20 protein-coding genes, 2 pseudogenes and 1 riboswitch are annotated in these 17,493 nt (G+C 71.0%); of the genes and pseudogenes, 7 read left to right on the forward strand and 15 right to left on the reverse strand.

From position 1 onward, the window contains the following. Positions 1-92: 92 nt before the first annotated feature. From OG538_RS31575 to OG538_RS31595, 5 genes are all read right to left on the reverse strand, one after another. On the reverse strand, positions 93-935 hold the full coding sequence (locus OG538_RS31575) for an SGNH/GDSL hydrolase family protein (protein ID WP_406098843.1): 843 nt from the start codon (positions 933-935) through the stop codon (positions 93-95). A 134-nt stretch (positions 936-1,069) separates the two neighbouring features. After that, positions 1,070-2,089, reverse strand: coding sequence for a hemolysin family protein (locus OG538_RS31580; protein ID WP_406098844.1), 1,020 nt, complete (start codon positions 2,087-2,089; stop codon positions 1,070-1,072). Then, complete coding sequence (locus OG538_RS31585; protein WP_406098845.1) at positions 2,086-3,423, reverse strand: hemolysin family protein; 1,338 nt, start codon at positions 3,421-3,423, stop codon at positions 2,086-2,088. The genes OG538_RS31580 and OG538_RS31585 overlap by 4 nt, the downstream gene beginning before the upstream one ends. A 198-nt stretch (positions 3,424-3,621) precedes the next feature. Continuing rightward, positions 3,622-4,041, reverse strand: coding sequence for a GNAT family N-acetyltransferase (locus OG538_RS31590; protein ID WP_406098846.1), 420 nt, complete (start codon positions 4,039-4,041; stop codon positions 3,622-3,624). A gap of 89 nt (positions 4,042-4,130) precedes the next feature. Further along, positions 4,131-5,420 carry a cytochrome P450 gene (locus tag OG538_RS31595; protein ID WP_406098847.1) on the reverse strand — a complete coding sequence of 430 codons (1,290 nt, stop codon included), beginning with the start codon at positions 5,418-5,420 and terminating at the stop codon, positions 4,131-4,133. A 333-nt stretch (positions 5,421-5,753) separates the two neighbouring features. Here OG538_RS31595 and OG538_RS31600 point away from each other — a divergent pair, with 333 nt between their 5' ends. Beyond that, positions 5,754-5,981 (forward strand): hypothetical protein, encoded by a 228-nt coding sequence (locus tag OG538_RS31600; RefSeq protein WP_024493431.1) that lies wholly within the window; start codon positions 5,754-5,756, stop codon positions 5,979-5,981. Then, positions 5,978-6,349: a fic family toxin-antitoxin system, toxin component gene (locus OG538_RS31605; RefSeq protein ID WP_145767569.1), complete on the forward strand. Its 372-nt coding sequence runs from the start codon at positions 5,978-5,980 to the stop codon at positions 6,347-6,349. Before OG538_RS31600 ends, OG538_RS31605 begins: the two co-directional genes overlap by 4 nt. A 128-nt stretch (positions 6,350-6,477) precedes the next feature. Here the strand turns inward: OG538_RS31605 and OG538_RS31610 are convergent, their stop codons facing one another. The 4 genes from OG538_RS31610 to bioB all read right to left on the reverse strand — a co-directional run bounded on the left by OG538_RS31610 (position 6,478) and on the right by bioB (position 10,470). After that, positions 6,478-7,176, reverse strand: a complete 699-nt coding sequence (locus tag OG538_RS31610; protein ID WP_406098848.1) for a class I SAM-dependent methyltransferase — start codon at positions 7,174-7,176, stop codon at positions 6,478-6,480. 133 nt (positions 7,177-7,309) lie between these two features. Next, entirely contained in the window at positions 7,310-7,999 is a 690-nt protein-coding gene (bioD, locus tag OG538_RS31615) for a dethiobiotin synthase (RefSeq protein ID WP_406098849.1), read from the reverse strand. 1 nt (position 8,000) lies between these two features. Next, on the reverse strand, positions 8,001-9,305 hold the full coding sequence (locus tag OG538_RS31620) for an adenosylmethionine--8-amino-7-oxononanoate transaminase (protein WP_406098850.1): 1,305 nt from the start codon (positions 9,303-9,305) through the stop codon (positions 8,001-8,003). Further along, positions 9,298-10,470, reverse strand: a complete 1,173-nt coding sequence (bioB, locus tag OG538_RS31625; RefSeq protein ID WP_406098851.1) for a biotin synthase BioB — start codon at positions 10,468-10,470, stop codon at positions 9,298-9,300. The genes OG538_RS31620 and bioB overlap by 8 nt, the downstream gene beginning before the upstream one ends. A gap of 143 nt (positions 10,471-10,613) precedes the next feature. Here bioB and OG538_RS31630 point away from each other — a divergent pair, with 143 nt between their 5' ends. Then, complete coding sequence (locus OG538_RS31630; RefSeq protein WP_406098852.1) at positions 10,614-11,756, forward strand: 8-amino-7-oxononanoate synthase; 1,143 nt, start codon at positions 10,614-10,616, stop codon at positions 11,754-11,756. Between the two features lie 42 nt (positions 11,757-11,798). On the opposite strand, the gene OG538_RS31635 is transcribed toward OG538_RS31630, so the two are convergent. Together OG538_RS31635 and OG538_RS31640 are read right to left on the reverse strand one after the other, a co-directional pair. Next, a complete protein-coding gene (locus tag OG538_RS31635; RefSeq protein WP_406098854.1) occupies positions 11,799-12,005 on the reverse strand; it encodes a DUF397 domain-containing protein in 207 nt (68 codons plus the stop codon). A 25-nt stretch (positions 12,006-12,030) separates the two neighbouring features. After that, a complete protein-coding gene (locus tag OG538_RS31640) occupies positions 12,031-12,891 on the reverse strand; it encodes a helix-turn-helix domain-containing protein (protein ID WP_406098855.1) in 861 nt (286 codons plus the stop codon). Between the two features lie 209 nt (positions 12,892-13,100). On the opposite strand from OG538_RS31640, the gene OG538_RS31645 reads away from it, so the two are divergent. The 3 genes and pseudogenes from OG538_RS31645 to OG538_RS31655 all read left to right on the forward strand — a co-directional run. Next, complete coding sequence (locus tag OG538_RS31645; protein ID WP_406098856.1) at positions 13,101-13,532, forward strand: ATP-binding protein; 432 nt, start codon at positions 13,101-13,103, stop codon at positions 13,530-13,532. Positions 13,533-13,738: 206 nt separating this feature from the next. Next, positions 13,739-13,840, forward strand: a pseudogene (locus OG538_RS31650) (LysR family transcriptional regulator); the annotation flags it as partial. Between the two features lie 21 nt (positions 13,841-13,861). After that, positions 13,862-14,026 (forward strand): annotated as a pseudogene (locus OG538_RS31655) (LysE family transporter); the annotation flags it as partial. A 72-nt stretch (positions 14,027-14,098) separates the two neighbouring features. On the opposite strand, the gene OG538_RS31660 reads toward OG538_RS31655, so the two are convergent. From OG538_RS31660 to OG538_RS31670, 3 genes are all read right to left on the reverse strand, one after another. Continuing rightward, positions 14,099-14,572, reverse strand: a complete 474-nt coding sequence (locus OG538_RS31660; protein WP_406098857.1) for a C40 family peptidase — start codon at positions 14,570-14,572, stop codon at positions 14,099-14,101. Positions 14,573-14,575: 3 nt separating this feature from the next. Next, positions 14,576-14,771: riboswitch (cyclic di-AMP (ydaO/yuaA leader) on the reverse strand. A gap of 302 nt (positions 14,772-15,073) precedes the next feature. Continuing rightward, complete coding sequence (locus OG538_RS31665; RefSeq protein WP_406098858.1) at positions 15,074-15,382, reverse strand: hypothetical protein; 309 nt, start codon at positions 15,380-15,382, stop codon at positions 15,074-15,076. Between the two features lie 7 nt (positions 15,383-15,389). Continuing rightward, positions 15,390-16,025: an ATP-dependent Clp protease proteolytic subunit gene (locus tag OG538_RS31670; protein WP_406098860.1), complete on the reverse strand. Its 636-nt coding sequence runs from the start codon at positions 16,023-16,025 to the stop codon at positions 15,390-15,392. Between the two features lie 96 nt (positions 16,026-16,121). On the opposite strand from OG538_RS31670, the gene OG538_RS31675 reads away from it, so the two are divergent. Beyond that, positions 16,122-16,406 carry a type II toxin-antitoxin system Phd/YefM family antitoxin gene (locus tag OG538_RS31675; RefSeq protein ID WP_406098862.1) on the forward strand — a complete coding sequence of 95 codons (285 nt, stop codon included), beginning with the start codon at positions 16,122-16,124 and terminating at the stop codon, positions 16,404-16,406. 63 nt (positions 16,407-16,469) lie between these two features. Here the strand turns inward: OG538_RS31675 and OG538_RS31680 are convergent, their stop codons facing one another. Further along, entirely contained in the window at positions 16,470-17,471 is a 1,002-nt protein-coding gene (locus OG538_RS31680; RefSeq protein ID WP_406098864.1) for an ABC transporter permease, read from the reverse strand. Positions 17,472-17,493: the final 22 nt, after the last annotated feature.

The following is a 17,493-nucleotide window of genomic DNA, read 5'->3' on the forward strand; positions in this document are numbered from 1 at the left end:
GCGAGTGAGGGCGCGAGTGAGGACGCGAGTGTGAGCGCACGGGTGCGGACAGGGGCGGCTGGGGCGGTCACGCAGGGTGCCCGAGGCGCCGGCTACTGATCCGTGTCGACCCGTCGCCATGTGGCGACGGGGCCCGGGGCACCGTCCTCCACGGGCGTGACCCAGAAGGCCCGCCCCAGCTCGGCGCTGAAGTGCGCTCCCGAGCGGCCGTCACCCGAGGAGCGTCCGGTCAGACGTCGTCCTATCCAGGGGAACAGATGCCGGCGCGCGAAGAGCACGTCGTCGACCCGTCGCGTGGCCCAGCGCGGTGGGACCGCGGTGGTCAGCAGCGTCTGCCAGTCGTCCTCCGGCGGCAGTCCGAGCGTCTGCCAGACGGCTTCCGCCACCCGGCGATGGCCCTCGGCGGTCAGGTGCAGCCGGTCCACGTCCCACATCCTGGGGTCGCCGAGTACCGGTGCCCCGTACAGGTCGGCGACCTCCGCGCCGTGCCGGGCCGCCAGGTCGTCGACCAGGGAGAACAGTTCTTCCATCCGGGGGCGGAATCGTTCCATCACCGGTCCGTTGCGACCGGGGCTGCGCATCAGGACCAGCTTCTTGCACGAGGGCGCGAGGCGTTCCACGGCCTCCTCCAGCCGACCGCGGACCATGCCCATGTCGCACTTGGGCCGCAAGGTGTCGTTGAGACCGCCCACCAGCGTCACCACGTCGGCCTGCATCGCCGCTGCCACGTCCACCTGCTCGTCCACGATCTGGCCGATGAGCTTCCCGCGCACAGCGAGATTGGCGTACCGGAATCCGGGGGTACGGGTGGCCAGCCGGGTGGCGAGAACGTCCGCCCAGCCCCGGTACGAACCATCGGGCAGCAGGTCCGACATGCCCTCGGTGAACGAATCGCCTACCGCGACGAGACTGGTGTATTCGGCATTTATTTCCATGGCCCTGCGATCGTATCGCGGTGCGGGCCGGTCGATCCCGGAGACGAAGGCAGGCCCCGCTCTGCCCTGTTTGCGGCCGGGCGCCGGGTCCCGCACCCCCGCGGGGGAGCGGGACCCGGCGCCCGTGAACGGGATCAGCGCGGCTGGGGGCGGCCCACCAGCTCGCGGAGCACGTCCTCCATCGTCACCATCCCGGCCAGCCGGTCGTCGTCATCGAGGACCGCTGCCAGGTGCGTGCGACTGCGCCGGAGCGCGGTCAGTACGTCGTCGAGCGGTGTGGCCGCCCGCACCCGGGCGATCGGCCGCATCGCGGAAACCGGGAACGGCATGTCGCGAGGTGCGACGTCGAGGGCATCCTTCACATGGAGGTAGCCCAGGATCCGCTGTTCGCTGTCCATCACCGGGAAGCGCGAGAACCCGGTCTCGGACGAGAGCCGCTCCAGCTCCTCGGGCGTCGTCCCGACCCGCGTGTACATCACCCGGTCCACCGGCAGCACCACATCGCGCACGGGCCTGCGGCCCAGCTCCAGTGCGTGGTGCAGCCGCTCGGCCGCACGGTCGTCGACCAGCCCGGCGTCGCCGGCGTCCTTGACGAGCCGGGCCAGTTCGTCGTCCGAGAACGTCGCCGACACCTCGTCCTTCGTCTCCACCCTCAACAACTTCAGCAGCGCGTTGGCGAAGGCGTTGATCGCGAAGATCACCGGGCGCAGCGCCCGGGCCAGAGTCACCAGCGGCGGCCCGAGCAGCAGCGCGGTCTTCACGGGCTCGGCCAGCGCGATGTTCTTCGGCACCATCTCGCCCAGCAGCATGTGCAGGTACGTCGCCACCGAGAGCGCGATCACGAACGAGATCGGGTGGACCAGTCCGTGCGGCACACCCCCGGTGTCGAAGACCGGTTCCAACAGATGCGCGATGGCGGGTTCGGCGACGATACCCAGGACCAGGGTGCACAGTGTGATGCCCAGCTGCGCCGCCGCGAGCAGCGCCGAGACGTGTTCGAGACCCCAGATGACGCTGCGCGCACGTCGGTTCCCGTCCTCGGCCTGCGGCTCGATCTGACTGCGCCGTACGGAGATGAGAGCGAACTCCGCACCGACGAAGAAGGCGTTCACGACCAGGGTCAGCAGACCGATGAAGAGTTGTACGGCGGTCATCGCTCGTCCTCCGACGGCTCGTCGGAACCGGGCAGCGGGGCGTGCAGCAGCGCCCGGGCGGCGCGCCGCCCGGAGGCGTCCACCACGTCGAGGCGCCAGCCTGCCAGCTCGATCGAGTCACCCACGGCGGGGATGCGGCCCACCTCCGTGGCGATCAGCCCGGCGAGCGTCTCATACGGTCCGTCCGGCACTCTCAGTCCGATCGTCTCCAGTTGGTCGGTCCGGGCAGCGCCGTCCGCCGACCACAGCGTGCGCCCGTCGGCGTCCTCGCCGGCCGGTGCGAGATCGGGCGTCTCGTGCGGGTCGTGCTCGTCCCGCACCTCGCCGACGACTTCCTCGACGATGTCCTCCAGCGTCACGACGCCGGCGGTGCCGCCGTACTCGTCGATGACGACCGCCATGGCGAGCTTGCCGGAGAGCCGGTCCAGCAGCCGGTCCACGGTCAGGGTCTCCGGCACGAGCAGGGGCTCACGCAGCATGTCCGAGACCCGCTTGCGTGGCCGCTGCTCGGCGGGGATCGCCAGGACGTCCTTGATGTGGGCGACGCCGACGACGGTGTCCAGGCTGCCCCGGTACACGGGGAATCGCGACAGCCCGGTGGCCCGGGTCGCGTTGGCGACGTCCTCCGCTGTCGCCTGCACCTCCAGAGCGGTGACCTGTACCCGGGGAGTCATCACGTTCTCCGCGGTCAGCTCCGCCAGATTGAGGGTGCGCACGAAGAGCTCCGCCGTGTCGGCCTCCAGGGCGCCGGCCTTGGCGGAGTGCCGGGCCAGTGCCACCAGCTCCTTCGGGCTGCGGGCGGATGCCAGCTCCTCGGCCGGTTCGAGCCCGAAGCGGCGCACGAGGTGGTTGGCCGAGTTGTTGAGGTGGCTGATGAAGGGCCGGAAGACAGCGGTGAAGGCGCGCTGCGGGGTGGCCACCGTCTTGGCCACGGCGAGCGGCGAGGAGATGGCCCAGTTCTTCGGGACGAGCTCACCGACCACCATGAGGAACACGGTGGACAGGGCGGTGCCGATGACCAGGGCCACGGACGACGCCACGCCGGGCGACAGTCCGATGGCCTCGACCGGGCCGCGGATCAGTTTCGCGATGGACGATTCCGAAAGCATGCCGACGACCAGGTTGGTGACGGTGATGCCCAGCTGGGCCCCGGAGAGCTGGAAGGTGAGGCTGCGAACCGCCTTCAAGGCGCTGGCGGCGCCGCGTTCCTCCCGCTCCACGGCCCGTTCGAGCTGGCCGCGTTCGACCGTGGTCAGGGAGAACTCCGCCGCGACGAAGGCGCCGCAGGCAAGGGAGAGCAGGACCGCCACGAGCAGCAGAAGCACTTCGGTCATCGGTTCACCTCCGTCCCATGATCGGGCAGGGACGGGAGGATCGCGCGGTGTCGGCGATATCGGCTACTGGGAGGCTCGCCCATGGGCGGACGCTCACACCTTTCAAACGGATCGGCAAGGGATGCACTCATAGTAAAGGATCGGCAAAGTGGGGAGGGAGGGTGGCCGGGTCCCGCGACTCCGAGGCCGTCCCCTCCTTCAGAGCGGCTTCACCCACCGCCGCCAGTGGTCCTCACGGTGGTAGCCGGCCGCGGCCCATGCGTGCTGCGCGCGCTCGTTCGCCTCCAGGACCATGGCGTCGGCCCGGCGGCCGCCGAGCGCGGCGAAACGCGCGTCCGCCGCTTCCAGCAGTGCCGTGCCGACCCCTTGCCGCCGGAACCCGGGATGCACGGCGAGCCGGTAGACGTGGCATCGCCATCCGTCGAAGCCGGTGATGACGCTCCCCACCAGCAGGCCCTCCCGCTCCGCGAGCAGCAGGGCCTCCGGGTCCCGGGCGATCAGTCGGGACACGCCGTCGTGGTCGTCGCTGATGCTCGTTCCCTCGGCCGCCTCGGGCCAGAACCGCAGGACGGCGTCGATGTCGGCGAGGGTGGCGCAGCGGATGCGGAGATCACTCATGGGGCGAGCCAAGCAGAGCGCCGTCCGCGTGGGCGAATGAATTCCGGATCCGTGTGCGGGCGACAGGCAGGGGTCCGCAGGAGGTGCGCTCAGGCGCCCCGGTGCAGATGTACCGGGAGCGAGTCGATGCCGTAGACGATCGACAGCTTCCGGAAGCCGAGGTCCTGTGGCGGAACGGCGAGCCGCATGCCGGGGAACCGCCTGGCCAGTGCGGGAAACGCCACGCGCAGTTCCATGCGTGCCAGCTCGGCGCCGATGCAGCGGTGAATCCCGTAGCCGAACGCCAGGTGGCCGGCGGGCGTGATGCGGTGAGGGTCGAAACGCCCGTCGTCCGTGACGTACGAGGGATCGCGGTTGGCGCCGCTGAGGGAACAGAGCACCATGTCACCGCGCGGAATGACCACCCCGGCTATCTCGATGTCCTCACGGGCGAACCTGGGGAAAGCCATCTGGACCGCGGAGAGATACCGCAGCACCTCCTCGACGAAGGGTGCGGTCATCGAGTCGTCCGTACGCAGCCGGTCGAGGACGTCCTCGTTCTGCAGCAGGACGAGCGAGCCGAGCGCGATCGTGCTGGCTGTCGTCTCGAAGCCGCCGGTGAGCACACCGTCGGCGAGCCCCGCCAGTTCCTCGTCGTCGACGCTGTCCCCGTGTTCCCTCACGATCATGCCGAGCAGCCCGTCGCCGGGCTCCCTGCGCTGCGCCCTGACGACCTCCCTGAAGTAGTCCAGCGAGGCGGACATGGCCCCGAAGGGCGCGGTCGTCCCGCCGAAGAGGTCGAAGCGGTCCATGGCCAGTTGCTGGAAGTCGTGCCGGTCCCGGTACGGCACGCCCAGCAGTTCGCAGATGGTGAGGGAGGGGACGGGCAGTGCGAACTCGTGCACCAGATCCACCGGGCCGCGAGCGGCCTCCATCGCGTCCAGGCGTTCTTCGACGATCGCTTCGATCCGGGGTGTCAGGCGCCGCAGGCGGCGCATGGTGAACTCCGGAGTCAGGATGCGGCGAAGGCGCGTGTGCACCGGCGGATCGCTGAATCCGAGTCCGCCGGGGCTCTGCTCTGCCGCGATACCGGCATTGCCCGCGAGGTGGGCGAAGTCCGTGCTGAACCCGTCGGCGGAACCGAGTACGGCCTTCGACTCCTCGTATCCGGTGACCACCCAGGCGTCCATGCCGAACGGCAGCGAAACCCTGGAGACAGGCGCGCTCGCCCGGGTTGCCGCCACCCGGCGCACGGGGTCGAGACCGTCGCGGCGCAGGAGCATGAGCAGTTCCTCCGGCAGCAGCTTGATCGTGGAGGTGCCGATTCCGTGCCGTTGGATCCTGGCCAGGTAGGTGCGCCCGAGCCGGGCGGTGATACGGGAACGGAACGTCGTACTCAATGTGCACTCCATGAGTCGTCGCGAGATCTGGTCGGTTGGCAGGCATTCGCCGCCAGGACGTGGCCGACTGCGCTGACTTCGGCTGCCTGACCAGGAATTATGACCACTTGTTCGGAAGAGGGGACGGCCGGGTGCGGTATCGGTCGGTCATCCTTCGACGGTACGGGCGCCGGCGCGTGTACGCCCGGGACGGCCGACTGCGGTGATATGCCAGGTGACGGGGGTGCGCGGCGCCTGCGGAGGCCAGGGAAACCGCTCGCGGAGGGCGGCTCGGGGCCTGGCTGAATCCCGCTCCCCTTGCCGGTGCTAGCAATCCCGCGCTAGCGTGAGGGAGTGCCCAAGACGCAGCTGAACGTCAGAGTGGACGAGGCCACCGCCGAGGCCGCGCGACAGCGCGCGCTCCAGAGGGGGATGAGCGTGAACCGTTACATAGAGGAACTCGTCAAACAGGACGCGGGTGAGGTCGGCCACACCTTTGTCGAGGCCGCCGCAGACTTCATGAAGCAGTACGAATCGGTGTTCGCCGAGGAGTTCGGCCCGGAGCGCAAAGGCAACCGTTGAACCTCCGGATTCACCTTTCCTGGTTGCTCATGGTCGCCGAGCACAAGACACCCGGCGACCCGCAGGTGACCGACTGGGGCGCACTCGTTGCCGCGGTCGCACGGCACGAGGCGGAGATCTTCGGCAGCCCGGTCTACAGCGACCCGCATTCCAGGGCGGCCGCGCTGCTCCAACTCCTGCTGCACGTCCCCGCACTGGAGCGCTCCAACGCGATGTTCGCCTCGGCCGTGGCCTACGGATATCTCGTCGCGTCGGGGCTCAAGGTCATCACCTCGCCGGAACAGGTGCGCGATCTGGCGTTGCTGGTCAAGGAAGGCAAGGCGGACGTCCGGGCCATCGCCGACGAACTGCGCCAGTGGAGCCTGTGACCGGGGCGGTGTGACCACGCCGGAGCCCGCCGGCGGGAACAGCCATGTGCCGGTACGCCTTCGAGGGCAGGACCAGCCGCTTGCGTGCACTCCTCGGTGGGCGGGACCCGACGTACGCCGGGGCGCTGTCAGCGGAGCGCCTGCCGCCCCCGGTCCACCACGGCCGACCGGCGAGCCACGCCCAGCACACACGACGACGTGGGAAGCCTGATGCCGACCGCCGGCATGTCGACCTTCCGGTACGCCTCCACCACGAAGCCTGCCGCCTCGATGGCGGCGAGTGCGTCGCGCGAGGTGTGACACCCACCGGCCAACCGTGGCCAGACGGTCCGGTCCAGCGCGCGCTGCATGGCGGCCATGACCCGGCCTTCGGACCGCACGTGTTCGAAGAAGCGCAGCTCACCACCCGGCCGCAGGACCCGCCGGATCTCCGCGAGCGACTGCCCCACATCGCGTACGGTGCACAGCACGAGGGAGACGACGGCCCCGTCGAACGCCTCGCTCTTCACCGGCAGCGCCTCCGCCGTACCCGGCACCACGTCCACCGGGATCCCGGCGCGCAGCGCGGACCGGACTGCCAACTGCCGCAGGGTGCGCTCGGGTTCGATGGCCACCACTTCGGAAACGGCCGGCGGGTAGTGGGCGAAGTTCAGGCCGTTCCCCGCCCCGATCTCGATGACCCGCCCGGAAAGTCCCGCCAGCAGTTCGGCCCGCACACCGGCCAGGCCCGCGGCCGACTCGGCGACGACGCTCAGCCGGGCGTAGCAACGGGCGAAGACGGGGTGGTGCACGGCGTCCTTCTGGATCTTCGTGCTCCGCAACCGCATGACGCCTCCTCGACGGGGGCCGGTCCGTGCGGGCAGGGGTGGACGCGCCGCCCCGCGGGCCCGCTCGGCCGGAAAGGTTCGGCTACCTCGATTCTGCCCCTTCGGCGCACCTTCGTCCTGCGCCGCACGCCGTTCATCCGGGCGGCCTGGTCCCGCCCAGCCGCTCCGTCAGCCAACTCCCGGCCCGGGCACGGAACTGCGCGGGGCCGAGAGTTCCCGCGCCCGCCGGAACCACGCCCAGCAACGGGGCACCCGCCGCCACCGGAAGGTCCGCCAGATTGCAGCGCTCCGCCAGGTCCGGCTCGGCGGGCATGCTGCCGATGACCACCCCGAGGCAGTCGAGCCCGCGGGCCCGCAGCGCCTCCGAGGTCAGTGCCGTGGAGTTGAGCGTGCCGAGCCCGGCGGGGGCCACGACCAGGACCGGAGCCGCCAGGAGCCGTGCGGCGTCCGCCAGGGTCGCGCCGTCGTCGTCGAACCGTACGAGCAGACCGCCCGCGCCCTCGACGAGCACCAGATCGTGCTCGGCCGCCAGCTTCTCCGCGGCCTCGGCTACCTCGAACGGACGGACCGGTGCCATCCCGGATCGCCGTGCCGCCGTCGCGGGCGCCAACGGCTCAGGGAAACGGGCCAGTTCGACCGCGGTCACATGGTGGCCCGCCAGCCGCGCCACCTCGGCGGCGTCACCCGGCTCGCCCGGCTCCAGGCCCGTCTGGGCCGGTTTGAGCACCGCCACCCGACGGCCCGCGGAGGCGGCGGCGACGGCCGCGGTCACGATCGTCTTGCCGATCTCGGTGCCGGTCCCGGTCACCACCAGAATGCTCATCTCAGCCCTCCCGCGCCGCAGCGCATACGGCACGGCAGATCCGCGCCACGTCGTCGTCACCGGTGACGTACGGCGGCATGGTGTAGACGAGATCGCGGAACGGCCGCAGCCACACGCCCTCGCGTACCGCCGCCCGCGTCGCGGACTCCATGTCCACCTCGTGATCGAGCTGGACGACGCCGATCGCACCCAGAACCCGCACGTCGCGGACCCCGGGCAGCTCCCCGGCCGGGGCCAGGCCGTCCCGGAGACCGGCCCCGATCCGCTTGACCTCCTGCTCCCAGTCCTGGCCGAGCAGCAGCTCGATCGAGGCACAGGCCACTGCGGAGGCGAGTGGATTGCCCATGAACGTCGGCCCGTGGGCGAGCACCGGAACCTCGCCGCGCGAGATGCCCTCGGCCACCGCGGTGGTGCACAGGGTCGCCGCCATCGTCAGATAGCCGCCGGTCAGTGCCTTGCCCACACACATCACATCGGGCGAGACCCCGGCGTGCTCGGCGGCGAACAGCTTGCCGGTACGTCCGAAGCCCGTCGCGATCTCGTCGAACACCAGGAGTACGCCGTGGGCGTCGCAGGCCTCGCGCAGGACGCGCAGGTACGCGGGCGAGTGGAAGCGCATGCCGCCCGCCCCCTGCACCACGGGCTCCACGATCACCGCGGCCAGTTCGTCGGCATGGCGGGCGATCAGTTCGCGCAGATGCGTGGCGTACGCGGTGTCCGGCTCCGCGTCGAAGCCCGCCGGGGGCTCGTCGGCGAAGACCTGCCGGGGCAGCGCCCCCGACCACAGCTCGTGCATGCCGCCGTCGGGGTCGCAGACCGACATCGGCTGCCAGGTGTCCCCGTGGTACCCGCCGCGCCAGGTCAGCAGACGCTGCTTGGCCGGCCGTCCGGCCGAACGCCAGTACTGGAGGCACATCTTCACGGCCACCTCGACCGACACCGAGCCGGAGTCGGCGAGGAAGACGTGCTGCAACGGCTCCGGGGTGATCTCGACCAGCCGTGCGGCCAGCCGCACGGCGGGCTCGTGCGTGAGCCCGCCGAACATCACATGGCTCATCCGGCCCAGCTGGTCGCGTGCGGCCTCGTTCAGTACCGGGTGGTTGTACCCGTGAACCGCCGACCACCATGACGACATCCCGTCGACCAACTCATGCTGGCCATGGGCTGGTTCGGCCAGCCGGAGCCGTACGCCGGACGCGGACTCCACGACCAGCGGCTCCTGCCGGCCCGGCATGGGGCCGTACGGATGCCAGACGTGGGCCCGGTCCAGGGCCCGGAGCCCGGCGGGGGAGAGCGGCTCAGGCATTGGGTGCGAGGTCCGTACCCGCCCCGCGACGGCGGACCGCTACCAGGTCCGTGCGCGCCGCCGGGCCGTCGGCCGCCTCCGCGGGAGCGGCATCGGCTTCCGGGCCGTCGCCGCAGGGCGCGCATCCGCCGGAGTGCGAGCCGCAGCCGCCGCCCACGTCCGCCCGGTGGCGGGGGAGCGTCGTCGTGCCCGCGCCCTCCACCTCGAAGCCGGCGTCCGCGATCATGTCGAGGTCGGCCTGACCCGCCTGGCCCTCGCTGGTCAGGTAGTCGCCCAGGAAGATCGAGTTGACGAGATGCAGAGCCAGCGGCTGCATCGAACGCAGATGCACCTCGCGCCCGCCCGCCAGTCGTACCTCCACGTCCGGGCAGACGAACCGCACCATGGCCAGGATGCGCAGACAGCGCTGGGGCGTCAGATTCCACTCCTTGGCGAGCGGAGTGCCCTCGAACGGAATGAGGAAGTTGACGGGCACCGAGTCCGGGTCGAGCTCACGCAGCGCGAAGACCACGTCGACCAGGTCCGAGTCGCTCTCCCCCATGCCGGCGATCAGCCCGGAGCAGGCGGAGAGCCCGGCAGCCTGCGCCTGGTGAACCGTCTCCACCCGGTCGGCATAGGTGTGGGTGGTCGTGATGTCCCCGTACGTCCCCTCCGACGTGTTGAGGTTGTGGTTGTAGGCGTCGGCGCCCGCCGACCGCAGCCGGTCGGCCTGGCCGTCGGAGAGCAGCCCCAGGCAGGCGCACACCTCGACGCCCTCGTTCTGTTCCTTGATCGCCTCGATGGTCTGCGACACCCGGTCGACGTCCCGGTCGGTCGGCCCCCGGCCGCTGGCGACCAGACAGACGCGCTTGGCGCCACCGGCCACGCCGGCCGCTGCCGCCTTCGACGCCTCGTCGGGCTTCAGCCAGGTGTACTTCAGGATCTCGGCCTTGGATCCCAGCCGCTGGGAGCAGTACGAGCAGTCCTCGGGGCAGAGCCCGGACTTCAGATTGACCAGATAGTTCAGTTTCACCCGCCGTCCGAACCACTGACGGCGCACCTTTCCGGCCGCGGCCACCACGTCGAGCAGTTCCTCGTCCGGAGTCGCCAGTACGGCGAGCGCTTCTTCACGGGTCGGCAGCTCGCGCCGCAGCCCCTTGTCCACCAGCGTGTTCAGGAGGTCCATGGCGATGATCCTGACGTACGGCACCACTCCGAGCCAAGGAGGAACCGGACAACAGAGCCCGCTGAGGGTGTGTGCATTGCCACACCATGCCCGACTGCGCCCGCGGTTAGGGTCTGTGAGCTGCCTACAAAAGGGACCCGCCCATGTCCTTCGCCCCGTTCGACTGGATCGATCAGGAGGCGCGCCGCCGCGCCGATGCCGGACTCGTCCGGACGCTGCGGCCGCGCGCCGCCGAACCGGAACTGCTGGACCTCGCGAGCAACGACTACCTCGGGCTGACCCGGCATCCTGAGGTCACCGCCGCGGCGGCCGACGCGGCGCGCCGCTGGGGCGGCGGTGCCACCGGTTCCCGGCTGGTCACGGGTTCCACCGCGCTGCATGCCGAGCTCGAACGCGAGCTGGCCGATTTCTGCGGTTTCGAGGCGGCCCTGGTGCTGTCCTCGGGCTACGCCGCCAACCTCGCGGCGCTCACCGCCCTGACCGGCCGGGACTCGCTGATCGTGTCGGACGCGGGCAACCACGCCTCGATCGTCGACGGCTGCCGGCTCTCGCGGGCCGGGACAGCCGTCGTACCGCACGCCGACACCGAGGCGGTGCGCAAGACCCTGCACGCACACCCGGGCAGGTCCCTGGCCGTCACGGACTCGGTCTTCTCGGTCGACGGTGACGCCGCGCCCCTGGCCGAACTGGCGGATGCCTGCCGCGCGGAAGGGGCCGCGCTCCTCGTCGACGACGCACACGGTCTGGGAGTCCTCGGCGACGGAGGCCGCGGCGCGCTCGCCGCGGCCGGCCTGGCCGGCCGCGAGGGCATCGTCGCCACGCTCACCCTCTCCAAGTCCCTCGGCAGCCAGGGCGGGGCGGTGCTCGGCCCGGCGCGGGTGATCGACCACCTGGTCAACACCGCGCGTACGTTCATCTTCGACACCGGACTCGCCCCGGCCGCCGTCGGCGCGGCCCTGGGCAGCCTGCGGCTGCTGCGCCGCGAACCGGCACGCGCGGCCAGGGCCCGTACGGTCGCGACCGCGCTGTACGGGCAGCTGACCGCGGCCGGTCTGACCACGGTGAGGCCCGATGCGGCCGTGGTCTCCGTACGTGCGCCCTCGGCCGAGGCGGCTGTCCGCTGGGCGGCCGACTGCCGGGCCGCCGGGATGGCGGTCGGGTGCTTCCGGCCGCCGTCCGTGCCGGACGGCATCTCCCGGCTGCGGCTGACCGCGCGCGCCGACCTGACCGATGAGCAGATCGCCGACGCGGTGGCGATCGTACGGCGGACCGCGCCGGCCGGCTGATCCCTCGGGATCCTTCCCCGGTGCGCCGCCCCCGCCGGCGGCTCAGCCGACCGAACCGCCGTTCAGAGCGCTGACGAAGGAGGTCCAGGCCCTGGCGGAGAACTGCAGTGGGGGCCTGGACACGTCCTTGGAATCGCGCACGGCCAGTCTCCGGCCGCCGAACGGTGCGGCCTCCACGCAGTTGTTCATTCCCGTGCTGCGGCTGCTGCGCCGCCAACGTAACGCGTGCTGTGCGAGGCAATCCGACATGACGCCCCCCTCGGGCAGTCCGGGGTCACCGACCGCCGCGGTCGATTGCGGCGATCAGGTCCAACGAGTGCTCCGGCGACAGCGCGTGTGCCTGCAAGGTGCGGAAGGCCGAGCTGTACGCCTCAAGGTCTTCTTTCCGCTCCAGGTAGAGGCTACTCGTCAAATGGTCGAGAACGACCACATCCAGATCAGAAGTGTTCGGAAAGGAGAAGATAACGAAAGGCCCCGTGAGGCCTACGTAGCCGCCGACCGCAAACGGCAGCAACTGAATCTGCACATGCGGGAGTTGGGCCACCCGGCTGAGATGACGCAACTGTTCCCTCATCACCCGGCGGCCGCCCACCTCGCGTCGTAGCACCGCCTCGTCCAGCACCGCGCTCAGCCTCAGCGGTGGGTCGCTCCGCAGGACGCCCTGCCTCGCCAGCCGCACCTCCACCAGCGAGTCCAGCTGTCCGGTGGGCAGTCCGTCGAGCGAGGCCCGGGTCACCGCGCGGGCGTAGTCGGCGGTCTGCAACAGGCCCGGTACCACCGACGTCTCCAGGGTGCGGGCGGTGCGTGCCTGTGACTCCAGACTGATGAAGTCGCGATACTGCGGCGGGATCAGACCGCGGTACGCGTGCCACCACCCCGCGCCCCCGCCGCCCGCCGAACCCGCGAGGGCCTCCAGGACCTCGCGCAACTTCGGGTCGTCCGTGCCGTAGGCGTCGAGCAGCCGGGTCACATCCCCGGGTTGCACTCCGCTCACGCCGGTCTCGATCCGGCTGACCTTCGACTGGTGCCAGCCGAGCAGGCGAGCCGCGTCCCGGCTCGTGAGTCCCGACGCGTGGCGCAGACTCCGCAGCTCCTCCCCGAGCTTGCGGCGTCGCACCGCAGGGCCGTGCTGCATGTGGTGCCTCCCTTGCACTCCCAGCCGAGCGGACAGTGTGGCGCCCTTACCGGGCATCAGGGGCAGAGTTCACCGCTTCGAGCGACAGATATATGCATATCTTGGTGGATCGCCGTCACACAGGGCAGCATCAGTGGCAATCTGGCGCGAAGCACAACCCGGACCATCGATCGCGGGGTCGCTTCCGGGTGGGAAAGGGACGGCTCGCCATGGCAGACCACCAAGAAGCAAGTGTCACCCTGCCGAGCGAGCCGGTCTCGGTCTCCGCCGCACGCAGATATGTGGCCCGGGCACTGGCTGAATGGGGACTGCCCGACGGCACGGACACGGGAGACACCGTCCGGCTCATCATCTCGGAACTCGCGACCAACGCCGTCCAGCACACCTTCGGGCAGTCACCCACCTTCACCGTGGACCTCCGGCTCGAACGGGACGAACGGCTGTGCCTCGGCGTGACGGACAGTCACCCCCGTTGGCCTCAGCGGCTCCCGGCGGCCGTGCAGCAGGACAACGGCCGCGGCATGGTGATCATCCGGGCGCTGGCCAAGGAGTACGGGGGCCGGCTGTCCGTCACCCCCACCTCGGACGGCGGCAAGACCGTCTGGATCGAGCTCCCGTGGCACGTACCGGTCCAGCAGTGACCGGCCCGTCCCGCGCCCGCCGTCACTGCGGCGCCGGGATGCGTGGGCGCGCTGATCAGGGGACGGCCCGCGAGCTTCGTCACCGGTAGCTGCCCGCTGCCGTCGGCCGGAGCCTGCCCCACGGCCGTGATCAGCACCAGTTCCTCGACCAGGAGCGGCTCGGACAGAACGCCCGAAGACGGCGTTGTCGCGGCGGCCGCCGGCTCATAGCCCCGGCGCTCTCCCAGCAGCTCGCCGAACTGGAGCGGGAGGCCGGGGTGGCGCTGCTGGTGCGCCACCACCGGGGCGCCCGGCTGATGGCGGCGGGCCCTGACCCACGCCCCGTACAGGTCGTGCTGATGGCACTCATCTGGTTCCCGGCCGTGGCGCTCCTGGTGGCCCGGCTCGGCCGGTGGCTGCGGCGACCGCGTACCGCCCGGGCGATCCAGGGCGGCAGCGGCGCGGCGCTGACCGTCCTGGGGGTGGTCCTGGTGACGGGCCCGCTGCTGCGCTGACGTGGGGGCGTGGCCCGAGGCGGGGGAGGCAGGCTTCGGCGGACCCGCCCGCAGCGGCCCACAGCAGCGGCTTCAGCGGACCCGTCCGTAGTAGACGCTGTTCGTCCAGATCTTCTCCAGGCGGACCACGGCCCCGGTCTTGGGCGAGTGCCAGATCTTGCCGCTGCCCGCGTAGATGCCCACGTGGTAGATGCTGCGGCCGGAGTGGAAGAAGACCAGATCACCGCGTTGCCGCTTGGAGGAGGAGATGTGGCGCGTCTTGTTGTACTGCTGCTGGGCCGTGCGCGGGAGCTTCTTGCCCGCCTTCTTGAACGAGTAGAGCGTCAGGCCGGAACAGTCGAACCGGCTGGGCCCGGCGGCGCCCCACCGGTAGGGCGCCCCCTTCTTCGACGCGGCGATGTTGAGGGCCTTCATCGAATGTGTCGCGGCCTGGGCGTCGGTCGCGGCGCCGGGGACGAACAACGTGCCGCCGACGGCGGCGAGGGTCATCACCGAGGCCGTAGTGGCCCGGGCAAGCAGAGACGGGACATGAACCTGCGCAGTCATGCGCAACCCTTCGTCAGCCGCCTGTGAAGGATGACCTGTCGGGTTCGGGCTGGCGAAGTTGCCCGGCCGCGGATGCGGCTTCACCCCGAGGGACGACCGGAAGTCCGGTCGGCCCGTTGCGCTCGGGTCCTCCACTCCTGCCGATCCACTCCTGTCGACCAGGCATCCGGACGGCGGCAGGACTCGGCGTCCGCCCGGACCGCCCCGCCGCGGTGGCGGGGGCTTGTCGTCCCACGGATCTTGACTCACCGCGTGACCGATTTCCGAGGTGAAACAGCCATATGTGAGGCTCATCACGAATGGCCCGTTCGGGTGGTCAGGTGGCCTTCCGGGAAACGGCCGGCTCGCGTCCGGCGGTGCGAGACCAGCGACGGAACGGAAGATGTCACCCGGCGTCCACCTCGAAAGCGCAAATCGAGTTGTCCCTCGCGGGAAGTAACGTCTACGCCGAACGAGCGAGGAAATTAGGTGGACGCGCCGGGCGTGTCGGGCAGGACCGGATCAACTCGGTGGTTCGGGTGGGACGGTGGCCCGTGCGGAGCGCCGCTCCCCGTCCAGCACGCGCAGCGCCCGGGTCAACGTGGCCGCGTGGATCCGGGCTTCGCCCCGCTCGTGCATCAACGTGAGCGCGTCCCGCAGTGCGACCGAGTACGAGGCCAGGGCCTGAGCGGCGCGCAGTGCGCCGTAGGTGTCTCCGCCGCGGGCCGGATTGATCCGGCCCACCTGGTCGAGGACTTGCAGATAGCGGTCGACGAACTCGCCCTCCGCGCGGGTCAGGGCGGGCAGCGGTGCGAACTCGGGTGACTGCATGATGAATTCACCGCACCGGATGGGGAGGCAGCAGAGGTCCGCGGTTCTGGACGATGTGGTCGACCAGTCCGTAGTCCTTGGCGCCGTCGGCGTCGAGAATGAGGTCGCGCTCCGTGTCGGCGGTGATCTGTGCGGCGGTGCGGCCGGTGTGACGGGCCAGCATGCCGGTCAGCGTCTCGCGCATCCGGGCCAGTTCCCGCGCCTCGATCTCCAGGTCGGACGGCTGCCCCTGTACCGGCTCGGCGAGTTCGGGCTGCTGCACCACCACGCGGGCGCCCGGCAGGGCGTGCCGTCTGCCCGGAGCGCCCGCCGCGAGCAGCACGGCCGCGGCGGCCCCCGCCTGGCCGAGGCAGAAGGTCTCCACCTCGCAGCTGAGGAACGCCATCGTGTCGTAGACGGCGGTCATGGCGCCGAAGGAGCCGCCGGGGGAGTTGATGTAGAGCGAGATGGGCCGGTCGGGAGCGTCGTGCTCCAGGTACATGAACTGGGCGACCAGGTCGGTGGCCGCCGTGTCGTCGACGGGAGTGCCGAGGAACACCACCCGTTCGGCCAGCAGCTTGGAGTAGGGGTCGAGCGTGCGGGTCCCCTGGGACGTGCGCTCCGTGAACGCGGGCAGTACGTAACGGGCGGCGGGGCGGTGCATGGCTGGGCCTCTCCTCCGGGGCGCGCGAGCGCCCGGAAGGCACCCCCGCGCTTCTGTAAAAAATGTACAGGACGTACAGAAGGTTATGATGGGAGCATGGCCTACGAGATTCCGGTGACGCAAGCCCGAGCTGAACTCGCCGAACTGATCAACCGAGTCGTCTACGGCGGCGAGCGCGTGGTCGTGACGCGGCACGGCAAGCCGCTCGTGGCCCTCGTATCGGCCGCTGACCTGGAGCGGCTCGAGGGCGAAGAGGCGGCGGAGCAGGAGCAGGTGATCAGCTCGGTCTCCTCGATCGGCTCCTCGGTGTCCGCTGCGGGCGAACGGCACCGCTTCGGGATCGCCGCGGAATACCGGGGGGAGCAGGGGCCGGGCAACTGACAGGAAGGGCGGAGGCCGCGCATTCCCCGCGTCGGGGGAGTGCACGGCCTCCGCTGTCGGTGGTCAGCCCGCCAGTGCGGGCTGACGCGAGGGTGCGGCCTCGGGTGCCGCGGGTGCCTCGGTCGCCGGGGGCCGACGGCGGCCGCCGATGATCACCGCGGTCAGGCCGAGTGCCGCCCACAGGGCCAGGGTCAGGACCGCGCCGCCCGCCGCGTGCCCGTCGAAGAACGCCACGGAGCGCAGCAGTGAACCACCCGCGCCCGGGGGCAGCCACTGGCCGATCGCCCCGACCGGCCGAGGGAGGAGTTCGGGCGCGCTGGTGACGCCCGAGAACGGATTGCCCACCAGCACCATGAGCAGCGCTCCGAGACCGATGCCGGCCGGTCCGATCAGTGCCGCGAGCCCGGCCACTGTCGCGCCGATGGCGAGCACCGTGAGGCCGAGTGTCCCGGCCTCGCCCCACCAGTCACCGGTGATGACGCCGAGCCAGCTGTCGGTGAGCGCGGTGGCGATGATGCCCACCAGTGCGGCCACGCCGATCAGCGCGGTGGCGGCGCGCCCGCCGCGCAGCCGCAGCAGTGTCACGGCCGAACCGGCTGCCACACCCGCGATCGCCAGGGGCAGGATGCTCGCGCCGAGCACGCTGCCGCGCGGATCCGTGGCAGGTGCCGCCACCACGTCCGTGACCGGCACCACGGTGCCGGCAGGGGCCGATGCGGTGACCGCCTCGCGCAGCAACTGTGCGACCACGGGGCCGGCGGCGGAAGCGGTCAGCAGTTCGGGGCCCTTCGGGGTGACGATGACCGCGCCGTATACGGACCGGTCCTCGATCGCGGTGCGCGCGGCAGCCTCGGAGCCGTAGCGGTGGATCTCGAACGCGCCCTTGTGCTGTTCAAGCTGTTGCTGGAGCCGATCGGCCGCCGGCGCGGAGCCGGAGACCCCGACGGGGAGGTCCCGGGGCGCCATACGGGCAGCGGGCCAGGCGAAGGCCCAGAGGGCGAGCGCCACCACCGTGGGAACCAGCAGGACGACCGCCAGCAAACGGCGGTTCGAGTCAGCGGACATGGCGGAAACCTCGATTTCAAAG

Source organism: Streptomyces sp. NBC_01013 (assembly GCF_045162765.1).
Taxonomy (GTDB): Bacteria; Actinomycetota; Actinomycetes; order Streptomycetales; family Streptomycetaceae; genus Streptomyces.